This is a genomic window from Caproiciproducens sp. MSJ-32 (genome assembly GCF_018918055.1).
Taxonomy (GTDB): Bacteria; Bacillota; Clostridia; order Clostridiales; family Clostridiaceae; genus Clostridium.
Genome location: NZ_JAHLPS010000126.1, coordinates 1 through 10,535, shown reverse-complemented (window position 1 = coordinate 10,535; position 10,535 = coordinate 1). Strand labels below are relative to the sequence as shown.

Genomic DNA, 10,535 nt, shown 5'->3' with positions numbered 1-10,535 from the left:
GTCTGCCCATTAAACGAGGAATAATATTCCATATTAGTTTGAATTAAGAATTTTGTTATAAAAAATGATTATAGTCCAAATGTCAACTGAAAATTTTTTCTAAAAATTAAACACTAGTGTAAACATCAGTTATTTTTATAGTTCTAAAATGTTGGCAATTGATCTAAATTATTTGATTCATCTCCATCAGCATTACTTCTTATATATTTTTTACCATTACGGGCGGTACCTACGTTACATCCTTCAAGTTGATGATTTTCGGTCATTTGAATTGCTTGCTCTTGATTAATTACAGTTCCATTATCTAATTTATACTCAGTTATAGTACCATTACTATCCTTTTTTACTGCTGTAATTTTCATATTTAACACCATCCTTTTTCTTTATATAATAATACTTATTAAAATTATTATATTAATATTTTTTTATCCAAAATCTCCTCATTTTATTCATATAAATATAAAGTATTAAATATAATTACATCAGCTTTTTTATTTATAACTTTATTGTATATATACGTGAACTTTCTCCCCATGGATGATAACCATTACCCACATATTCAAAACCATATTTTTCATAATATCCTATATGGCTTGTGCACAGATATAAATTAGTAAATCCACCTTCTTTTGCATCATATTTCACGGCTTCTATTAACTTAGCACCATAGCCATTTCCCCTATAATCCTTTTCAATATATAAGGCACATAACCAAGGATATAAATCCATTCTACTTATAAAATCATTAGTAATTAATCCCGAACATCCTACTATCTTCAAATCATCCATAAGCAAATACCATTGTGGTAATGGATTATTACTAGTAATAGCATTTGTTATACAATCATGATATACCATCATGCTATTTTGATTTGCCCATTTGCTTTGAAAATATTTAATAGCACTATCTTTATATTCAGGATGCTTTCTAATTGATATAATTTTCATATATTAACCTCTTTCTTTATTATTAGAATTGATTTCATTTAATAATGTAAAACTTAAAATAATTAATCCTCCAATAATCTGCAATAAAGTAATTGCTTCTCCAAGAATTGTTAATGAAATAATTATTGCAACAAGGGGATCAATATAACTTAGTATTGCTGCCTCTTGTCCTTCCAAATCCTTAAGAGATGAAAAATATAAACAATAAGCAAAGCCAGTATGTATAATTCCAAGTATTAAGAGACTTATTATGCTATTAGGTTTTAAACTCCCTATATTTATTCCTGTAGTCCCTAATATATAAGGAAGTAAGACTATAATTGCAGCAATAAATTGAATTAATGTTCTATCAATACCTGTAACATTTTTAATAAACTTATTAAGTATTATTACAGCTGCATAAAGTACTGCTGCTCCTAAACCGAAAGCAATGCCAATATTATTAGATTTATCTATACTTTTTACATTTATGACCATAATCAATCCAATTGTTGCCATAATAAAGTACATTATTTGTTTTATGGTAATCCTTTCTTTAAATAAAATAGGACATACTAACATAACCATTACAGGAGCAAAATAATAGCTTAATGTAGCAATTGAAACAGTAGTATATTTATAAGCTTCAAAAAGTAAAATCCAATTAAATCCTATTGCTACTCCAGATAAAAATAAAAATAAAAATAAAATGTCTCTTTTTACTTCTCCAAAACTTATCTTTTTTTCTTTTATAAATTTATAAATCATAATTATAATGGAGGCAATAAGCGCTCTAAATAAGGCTATCTCTCCAGAAGAGAGAGAAATATATCTAACAAAAATTCCAATTGTTCCAAATATAATCATAGCAATAATATTTTTAAGCTCTGCTTTCATAATAATTTATCTCCCATTTAATAATAAATAATTTAAAATCTAATATATATCTTTTATCTTATGGAGTCAACATTTTTCCTAATCTTATTATTTATTAAAGCCCTATAAAAAATAAAGGGGATCTATCATGATCACTCTGATATATCCCCATATTTATTATTTTACTTTAAATATTAAGGCTTCTTTACCTATTAAAAGCTTATTATCTTGAATTACTATCTTTTTATTTTCTACTAAGTCTAAATACTCCCCATCTTTAATTTCTAATTCTATTACATCATCCTTTTTTCCAAAATTAAATATTCCATAGAGTTTTTCATTATTCATTTCATAGGAGGCTACCACAACTTCTTTATTGCTTAATATATTTATCTCATAATATCCTTCAGAAAATACTTTATCCTTCTTCATATTATATAAACTTCTAAACAAATAAACCAATTCTTCATTAGTATTATTAAAATTTATTTTATCTAAATCAAAAAGACTTGGTGTTTTTTCTTCTAAAGCCTCTTGTCCATTATAAATTAATACTGTTCCCTTTTGAAAATAAATAAATTTGGTCCAAATTTTTAATAAATTAAAATCTTTTATCTTTTTTGCTGCTCTTTCTTGATCATGATTTTCTAAAAACCTTAATTTTATATAATTATTAGGATATATTCCTTCCTGTAAGCTTAACTTATCAATATAAGCCTTTAAAGTTCCTTTGCCGTTAAAATAATTATTAAATTCCTCATTTACATCATAATCATAAAGAATATCGAAGGCTTGATATAATTCACCATCACTGTGCACTTCTATTCCTTCTTTCCTTAAAGCTTTAAGAAAGCTTAAATGAACAGATTCTGCAAGCCATATAGTATCCTTATTAATTTTTGCAACTTCCTCCCTTGCCCTTCTCCAAAAACTTACTGGCACCATTGAAGCAACATCACATCTAAAGCCGTCAACTCCAATTGAAGCCCAATACTTTAATGTTTCTATTTGGTAGTCCCATAAGTCCTTATTTTCATAATTTAAATCAATAACGTCAGACCAATCCCCAGCTCTATTTCCAAAAGAACCATCCTTCCTTCTATAAAAATATTCTGGATGATTTTCTACCAGCCAGGAATCGTGAGAAGTATGATTATAAACAACATCTATTATGCATTTCATTTCTTTTTCATGAATTGCATTTAATAAACTTTTAAAATCTTCTAAAGTACCATACTCTGGATTAACTTTTCTATAATCTTTTATTGAGTAAGGACAGCCAAGACTTCCCTTTTTATTTTTAACTCCTATTGGATGTATTGGCATTAGCCATATGATATCTACTCCCAATTTTTTAATTCTATCTAAGTCTTCTTCTACTTCTTTGAATGTTCCCATTTTACCATAATTTCTAACATAAACTGAATATATTACATTATGTTTTAATCTTTTATTAGTGTCTACTGCCATATAAACCCCTCCATATTTTAAGATTTACTACTACAGCTTAATTCTAACATTCTAAAAATTAATTTAAAATTATGTTTTCTTACAAAACTAAGGGCCATATTTTGGCTAATTTACTCAAATTTCATCTTTAGATTCCTTGTTATCAAGATAGAATATTACTAAAGCCGCTAAAAGTAGAAAACTTGCTGCAAATATTGATTTAACCCCAATTTCCTCTGTTAATATTCCGCCTAAAGCTGCTCCCAAAGCAAAAAATATAATAACAATAGAATATCTTATTCCTCTTGCCCTATTAAGCTTATCTTTATATTTAATTGCTTTAAGAAAAGCTTCTGAGGCAGACCTTAAATTTCCTGTACAAATAGTTGTACTATAAGGAGAATCTACAAGAGTTTTAAAAGCTGATATCTGCATACCTGAAATAAATGCAATAATTGATGTTACTGAGCTGTGTGGAACAGTTTCCGGTATTAATCCTACTATGAACAAAATAACAGCTTCAACTAATAATACTATTTTACTGTATCTATTAGGATGAATTCCCTTTTCCCTTTCTCTTTGTCTAATAGTTTCATTTGCTAATGCTCCTAATATAAAGGCTATAACCTGAATAAAAGCAAGAATACTCATTTTATAATTTTTTTGTGCCAGGCCTATAGCAATTAATACAATATTTCCACTTTCAGCATTAGCAAATACTCCTCCTCTACCAATGTAGGTATAAGCCTCTAAAAATCCCCCTACAGCTGCAAGAATTATTCCTAATCTTAATGACTCATGAGTATTATTATGACTTGGTACAATTTCTCTAAATTTCCTTTTTATCTTCATATCCTTAATCTTACCTCTTGTTTTATCTTTTATAAACTATGCACCAACAATATTTCTAACCCATAATTTCTTATTATATCTTCTACGGCCTAAAATAAATTTATAAAATTCCTCAAAGGTTATCATAGCATAAACATAGTAAATCGGAAGATTTAACAGCATTCCCCCCAAGAAAGCCATTGGAATACCAACAAGCCATACTCCACTTATATCTAGAAATAAAGCTGCCTTTGTATCTCCTCCACATCTTAATACACCAACTATATTTACTAAATTAAAGGATCTAAATGGCAAATATATTACAAATACATTTAAACAATTTTTTATATTATAAGCTACCTGCTCACTTACTGCAAATAAATTAATAAGAGGTTTTCTAATTATTAAACAAAAAACAGCCAATATTCCTACTAATATGATTTGCATTGTAAAAATATATTCTGAATGTTTTTCTGCTTTTTTTAGCTTATTTGCTCCAAGCTCATTACCTAAAATTACCCCCGTAGCTGCACTTAAGCCCTGTAATAATACAAAACAAATTTGTTCAACATTTTGGGTTATTGTTATAGAGGCAACTGCATCATCGCCCATTCTTCCATAAACTAGAGAATATATTGTAACACCTAATCCCCACATAAATTCATTTGCAATTACAGGTGATACTGTTATAAAGTATTTTTTTATAAACTCCTTGTTGACATCTACTAATTCATTAATTTTAGCTCTCGCTTCACATTCTTTTCTATATACAACATATAAGATTAAAGAAGCTTCAACTATTCTTGCAATTAATGTTGCTAAAGCAGCTCCTCTTACTCCCATAGCTGCTGCTCCAAACTTGCCGTAAATAAAAGTATAATTAAAAATAACATTTACAAAAATAGATATTATAGTAATAAAAACTGGTGCCTTTACTTCATTTGTTGCCCTTAATACTGCAATATAAGAATTTGTAACTGCAGTAATTGGATAACTTAATGCTACTATTCTTAAATAGGAAGCACCGATTTCTATTGTTCCTTCATTAGGAGTAAAAATTCGCATTACTATTTTGGGAATAAATAATCCTCCAAGAAGAAATATTAAAGACCCTAATAATCCAAGAAACAAAGAAACTCCTAAAACTCTTCTAATATTTTTAATATCTCTTTTTCCATAATACTGAGCAGTTAATATTGAAGATCCGCTCACTATACCAAATAATAATAAAGTAAGAACAAAGAAAACCCTATTGGCAAGTCCTACTCCTGCAATAGCACTTTCTCCTAAAGCTCCAATCATAATATTATCTGCTAAATTCAAAATTGTATTTAAAAGATTTTGGAAGGCTATCGGTATTGCAATTGTTATTACCCTTTTAATAAATTTCTTATCTCTTGATAATTCTTTTATATTAATTAGCCCCATTAAAATCCCCTCCTTTATTAAATAAAAATTAATATTAAAAGTCTGAACTAAAAAAGTGCTTAGCAGCTTTTGAGTTATGCTAGAGCACTTTTCCATTATAAGATATATTTTTATTTTTAGATAGTTTTTATTTTTACCCTTGTTTCATTGTAAGTAACCTGTCCGCCTATATCTGATAATCCTGAATCGGTTAAATAATTAGGATTTCCATGTTTTTTCCACCATCCTGCATACATCATAACAATATTATCAGAAACGGCATTATCAACCTTTAATTTAACTTGTATTTTACCAATATTATTTTCTAAATATACAATAGCATCATTATTAACTTTAAATTTATTAGCCATATTTTCATTTATATAGGCTATAGCAATTCCTTCATAGTCCATAAAATGCTGGCTTGATAAGCTATCTCTTCCATGAATAGTCAATAGCCTAAGTTCTTCATTATTACTATCTAAATCTTCTTGCGAATTTAAATATAAATTTTCATTAAAGAAGATTTCAAATTTTCCTGACTTAGTTTCAAACTTTTTATCTGCCCAGGGAACTGCTTTATGCAAGGTAAAATAATTATTTTTTAAGTATTCTATACTCATATTTTCATTATATTTTTTAAAAGGTTCTATAACTTTTGCTAGATACTCTTTTTTACTTACCATGGGATATTCCTTTATTTCTAACTTCTTAGCAAGTTCCATGAAAAATTCATATTCATCCATCAATCTTTCCTTAGGCTCTACAGCTTTTTCATTATAAATTATATACGGATTCATCATAGAACTATATATTATATCTTCACTTTCTAAGGTACTTGTAGTTGGAATAAATAAATCACATTCCATTGCTGTATCAGTTAAGAACATATCAAAACAAACTTTAAATTCAACCTTTGATAAGGAAGCTTTTAAATTATTTAAATCTGCTAATTGATTAAGCAAATTGCTTTTTGTAATTATAGCCATCTTTATAGGAATATTATATTTTTTATTTTTTGCATCTATAGAATATAATTTATTTTCATCATGATAATCCCTATTTTCTAAGGAAGCCTTAATAAAATCGGCTATTTGACTTACATAATAATATCTTCCTTCAGCATATTTTGAACTATTATATGGATCAGAATTTAAGACCTGAGGAAAAACTCTATTGGCATAATTTACTCCTCCACCGCTTTCACCTATTTGACCGGTAATTGCTCCTAAAATATTTACTAAACTAATTGTGTTTCCACCATTTTTATATTTCTGCATTCCATATCCTAATAAAATAGTAGAATATTTATTAGTATATAATTCTACTAATTCCTCTATATCATTTTTTTCTACACCACATATATTAATTAAATTTTCTAAACTCAAACTATCCACATATTTTTTATATTCCTCATAACCCTTTACATATTTATTAATATAATTTATATCAACTAAATTCTTTTCTATAATAATTTTTCCCATTGCCAAAGCAAGGGCTCCATCACCATTTGCTTTTACTCTTACATATTTATCTGCTAGTTCTGCAGTTTTTGTATATATAGGATCTATTACAACTATTTTACTTCCATTTAATTTAGCTTTCTTTATACTTTGCATTGTATGTATTGAAGTATTAGCAGGATTTTTTCCCCATACAATTATTGTTTTACTGTTAAGCATATCTTCTAAGGCATGACTTTTAACATCACCAAAATTTCTTTTTTGAGCTTCTATTCCAGCACTCCAACAAGGGCCTCCTTTAGAAAAACTTACTCCTCCTAAAAAATTACAAAAAACTTCACCTATGCTTTTTAATATCGAACCATTACCATATTGTTCATAATAAAGTATAGATTTAGATGTGTATTTTTCTTTATATTCTTTGATTTTGCCTGCCATTACATTTATAGCCTCTTCAAAAGATATTTCTTTAAACTTTCCATCTACTTTTATAAGGGGACTATATTGCCTATCTTTATGATACAATCTATCTAAATGTGCTAAGCCCTTCTTGCAAACAAACCCTTTAGTAAAAGGATGATTTTTATCTCCTTGTATTTTTATTACTTTATTATCTTCCACATATATATCAAATTTACAACAGTCAAAACAATCTAAAGTACATCCTTGACTTTTCTTTTCCATAACTTATAATGAACCCCCTTTTATTTATAAATTTATTATTATCTAATAAGCTTACAATCTTACTTATTGCTATAAAAAAATATGCTATAATATATTTTAAATATATATTATATATAATAACTCATAAATATTTGAAAGGAAACTAAGGATGGAAAAATATATTTCTAATATTGAAAATCCAAAAGTAAGTATAGCTCCAATGGTTGATAAAACCCATAGGCACTTCAGGTACTTTTCTAGAATTATGGATAAGGATATGCTTTTATATACAGAAATGATTACTGCCCAAGCTATTATCTATGGTGATTTAGAAAAGGTTCTATTTTTCAGAGAAGAGGAAGGTAAAGTAGCCCTTCAAATTGCAGCCTCTAATCCAGAGGATGCCTTCAAAGCAGTAAAACTAGCAGAAAATTTTAATTATAGTGAAATTAACTTGAATTGTGGCTGCCCATCTGATAGGGTTTCTGGAAACTTAATGGGAGCAGCTCTTATGTCCTCAAAAGAATTAGTTTACGAAATTTTATGTGCTATGAAGGAGGCTACAAATAAGCCAGTTACTATTAAACATAGAATAGGAATTGATGGCACAGGTATAATTACAGATAAAAAATCTAAGGTTATTATGGAAGGTTATGAAGATCTTCTAGACTTTTTAAGTACTATCTCTAAAGCAAAGCCTGATAGATACACTATTCATGCTCGTACTGCAATACTAAAAGGCTTAAGCCCAAAGGAAAATAGGGATATTCCTCCTCTTGACTATAATATGGTTTATAGATTAAAGAAGGAATTTGATTATTTAAATATCGAAATCAACGGTGGCTTTAAAACTTTAGAGCAAATTAAAGAGGGTTTAAAGCATGTAGATGCAGTAATGATTGGAAGAGCTGCCTATGAGGATGCCTACTTATTAGCAAATTTATATAAGTTAGATAGTAATTCAGAAAATATATCACCTTTATCTAGAGGTGAAATAATTAGAAAATATATTCCTTATGTTGAAGAAGAATTAGAAATTGGTTCAAATGTTCATTCCCTTGTTTTCCCTCTCCAAAGCTTATTCCATGGTCAAAGGGGAAACGGACAATATAAACAGCTTTTATCTTCTTCAGCAATAAAAAAAGAAACAGTTTTAGATACTTTAAATAAAATCTTTGAAATAATGCCAGAAGATGTACTATGGAAATAATATATCAAAATAAAGCCTCTCATTCTTTATATATTAATAAAGTTCAGAAAATACTAATAAAAGAATATCTTATAGTTAATAGGGACAGCTAATACTGTCCCTACTAACTATAAAATTAATACTAAATTTGCTTATAAAAATTCAATTTATCTTATTTTTGAAAAGCCTCCTTAAAAATTGAAAAATTAATCTCCTACCCCAAAATCGGTATTATTATATAACACATCAATTTTATCATTTTTATCTAAAAGTTCTTTATATTCCTCAATGAACCATTTAACTAATTCATCATCTCTTTTAACTTTTGTACTATTATTTACAAAAACATTTATTGTAGCATGTTCAAAATTATTTAGCAATATCTCAATATCCCTTGAAATCATTTGTTTTGTTTGACCTTCTATACCTACCATTATACAAGGTGAATCAAAATATTTTTTTAATTCATCTATACCAATAAACTTCGCATTTTTATTTAATACCTTATTTCTAAAGTCGTAATCAAAAGTTTCTACTCCAATTTTAAAAGTTATAGGAATTTCAAAAAACTCTCTCATGTCTTTTATTCTATTTTTATAACACCAATGACTTTCTAAAAATAATCTTTCAATCTTTTTTTCCTTTATTATTTCTTTAATTAATAATAAATTCTCCTTTGGAATTTCAAAACAGCTTCCTGAATTTATTACTTCAAGAACCTTATATTCTCCTGTTATATTTCTTAATATCTCTTCATTAGTTTTAATTATTTCCTCTTTATCAGAAGAATTATCTAAAATATAATCACAAAAGGAACATTTCCCCCAGATACAAGGATAAGCCTTTAACAAAACAATTTCCCTTTTTACTTTTTCTGTTATTTTGCTGTACCTATTCATGATACTTTCTCCTTAATATTACTCGGAAGTTTTTTAAGTACTAAAATTATTAGCTTAATTGCTAAAAACTTGTCCATATAATCAGTTATAAACTGAATGAGAAATATAATAAATTTTTTACTAAAACCTAGAAAAGTTAAAATTTGAACTAAATAACTTGATCCTGAAGATGTTACTCCATCAAAGAGATAATAAGCTATAATTGCTCCAACAATTCCTGTAGGTATTGTTAGTATGAGTAAATTACAAAACAACTTCTTTCCTTTAAATCCATCCTTTTTGGCTAAATACCCTACTATTCCACCTATAATTATTTGTACTGGTGAAAAATATATAGAATAAATATCATAAGTAAAACCACTTATTAAACTTCCTAAAACACCAGTTACAATTCCATATAATGGGCCATATAGGAAAGCTACTAAAATAGTTCCTATTGAATCAAGTAAAATAGGCAGCCTTAATATTAAAGCTATAAAAGCACCAATAATATTTAATGCAATACCTATTCCTATAAAAGTTAATCTTATGGTCGAATTTTTTTTCATTTTATCCCCTCCAAATCTTTTGATGTGGAGAACTTACAGCTTCAAATAAAAAAGCTGTATCTAAGGATACAACTTAATATACTGCCACTATATTAATACCTTAGTTTTTTATACTTGGAAGTTCTCGAACAAGTCCCATATTTCTATGGAGTTTTATAAATATATTATAAATGAGCAAATTTCATAGCATTATTTACCATAAAAATTGAATAGACTCCTCCTAGGCAATTTTTAAGGCTTGAAAAATTTGCTCCAAGGGCACTCCAGCCTTTGATTGTTCATA

The 10,535-nt window shown here is 27.5% G+C and carries 10 protein-coding genes and 1 riboswitch; of the genes, 1 reads left to right on the top strand and 9 read right to left on the bottom strand.

All coding sequences use genetic code 11. The features are described from left to right. Window positions 1–143: 143 nt before the first annotated feature. The 7 genes from KQI16_RS12520 to KQI16_RS12490 form a co-directional block, all read right to left on the bottom strand. On the bottom strand, window positions 144–362 hold the full coding sequence (locus KQI16_RS12520) for a DUF3892 domain-containing protein (protein WP_286173133.1): 219 nt from the start codon (window positions 360–362) through the stop codon (window positions 144–146). A gap of 133 nt (window positions 363–495) precedes the next feature. Continuing rightward, on the bottom strand, window positions 496–948 hold the full coding sequence (locus tag KQI16_RS12515) for a GNAT family N-acetyltransferase (RefSeq protein WP_216434881.1): 453 nt from the start codon (window positions 946–948) through the stop codon (window positions 496–498). A 3-nt stretch (window positions 949–951) separates the two neighbouring features. Next, the gene (locus KQI16_RS12510) at window positions 952–1,824 is read right to left on the bottom strand and encodes a DMT family transporter (RefSeq protein WP_216434879.1); all 873 of its coding nucleotides are present in this window, start codon (window positions 1,822–1,824) and stop codon (window positions 952–954) included. Between the two features lie 156 nt (window positions 1,825–1,980). Continuing rightward, complete coding sequence (locus KQI16_RS12505; protein WP_216434877.1) at window positions 1,981–3,273, bottom strand: alpha-amylase family glycosyl hydrolase; 1,293 nt, start codon at window positions 3,271–3,273, stop codon at window positions 1,981–1,983. Between the two features lie 114 nt (window positions 3,274–3,387). Beyond that, window positions 3,388–4,104, bottom strand: a complete 717-nt coding sequence (locus KQI16_RS12500; protein WP_216434876.1) for a YoaK family protein — start codon at window positions 4,102–4,104, stop codon at window positions 3,388–3,390. A gap of 36 nt (window positions 4,105–4,140) precedes the next feature. Next, a complete protein-coding gene (locus tag KQI16_RS12495; protein WP_216434874.1) occupies window positions 4,141–5,511 on the bottom strand; it encodes an MATE family efflux transporter in 1,371 nt (456 codons plus the stop codon). A 116-nt stretch (window positions 5,512–5,627) separates the two neighbouring features. Further along, complete coding sequence (locus tag KQI16_RS12490) at window positions 5,628–7,637, bottom strand: molybdopterin-dependent oxidoreductase (RefSeq protein WP_216434872.1); 2,010 nt, start codon at window positions 7,635–7,637, stop codon at window positions 5,628–5,630. Window positions 7,638–7,785: 148 nt separating this feature from the next. On the opposite strand from KQI16_RS12490, the gene dusA reads away from it, so the two are divergent. Further along, on the top strand, window positions 7,786–8,826 hold the full coding sequence (dusA, locus tag KQI16_RS12485) for a tRNA dihydrouridine(20/20a) synthase DusA (RefSeq protein WP_216434870.1): 1,041 nt from the start codon (window positions 7,786–7,788) through the stop codon (window positions 8,824–8,826). Between the two features lie 185 nt (window positions 8,827–9,011). Here dusA and KQI16_RS12480 read toward each other — a convergent pair whose 3' ends face one another. Next, entirely contained in the window at window positions 9,012–9,704 is a 693-nt protein-coding gene (locus tag KQI16_RS12480; protein ID WP_119865716.1) for a radical SAM protein, read from the bottom strand. Then, a complete protein-coding gene (locus tag KQI16_RS12475; protein WP_119865717.1) occupies window positions 9,701–10,252 on the bottom strand; it encodes an ECF transporter S component in 552 nt (183 codons plus the stop codon). Before KQI16_RS12475 ends, KQI16_RS12480 begins: the two co-directional genes overlap by 4 nt. Window positions 10,253–10,346: 94 nt before the next feature. Beyond that, a riboswitch (PreQ1 riboswitch) is annotated at window positions 10,347–10,391 on the bottom strand. Window positions 10,392–10,535: the final 144 nt, after the last annotated feature.

Coding starts and splice junctions, on each gene's coding strand:
- KQI16_RS12520 (WP_286173133.1), bottom strand. CDS start 362: ATGAAAATTACAGCAGTAAAAAAGGATAGTAATGGTACTATAACTGAG.
- KQI16_RS12515 (WP_216434881.1), bottom strand. CDS start 948: ATGAAAATTATATCAATTAGAAAGCATCCTGAATATAAAGATAGTGCT.
- KQI16_RS12510 (WP_216434879.1), bottom strand. CDS start 1,824: ATGAAAGCAGAGCTTAAAAATATTATTGCTATGATTATATTTGGAACA.
- KQI16_RS12505 (WP_216434877.1), bottom strand. CDS start 3,273: ATGGCAGTAGACACTAATAAAAGATTAAAACATAATGTAATATATTCA.
- KQI16_RS12500 (WP_216434876.1), bottom strand. CDS start 4,104: ATGAAGATAAAAAGGAAATTTAGAGAAATTGTACCAAGTCATAATAAT.
- KQI16_RS12495 (WP_216434874.1), bottom strand. CDS start 5,511: ATGGGGCTAATTAATATAAAAGAATTATCAAGAGATAAGAAATTTATT.
- KQI16_RS12490 (WP_216434872.1), bottom strand. CDS start 7,637: ATGGAAAAGAAAAGTCAAGGATGTACTTTAGATTGTTTTGACTGTTGT.
- dusA (WP_216434870.1), top strand. CDS start 7,786: ATGGAAAAATATATTTCTAATATTGAAAATCCAAAAGTAAGTATAGCT.
- KQI16_RS12480 (WP_119865716.1), bottom strand. CDS start 9,704: ATGAATAGGTACAGCAAAATAACAGAAAAAGTAAAAAGGGAAATTGTT.
- KQI16_RS12475 (WP_119865717.1), bottom strand. CDS start 10,252: ATGAAAAAAAATTCGACCATAAGATTAACTTTTATAGGAATAGGTATT.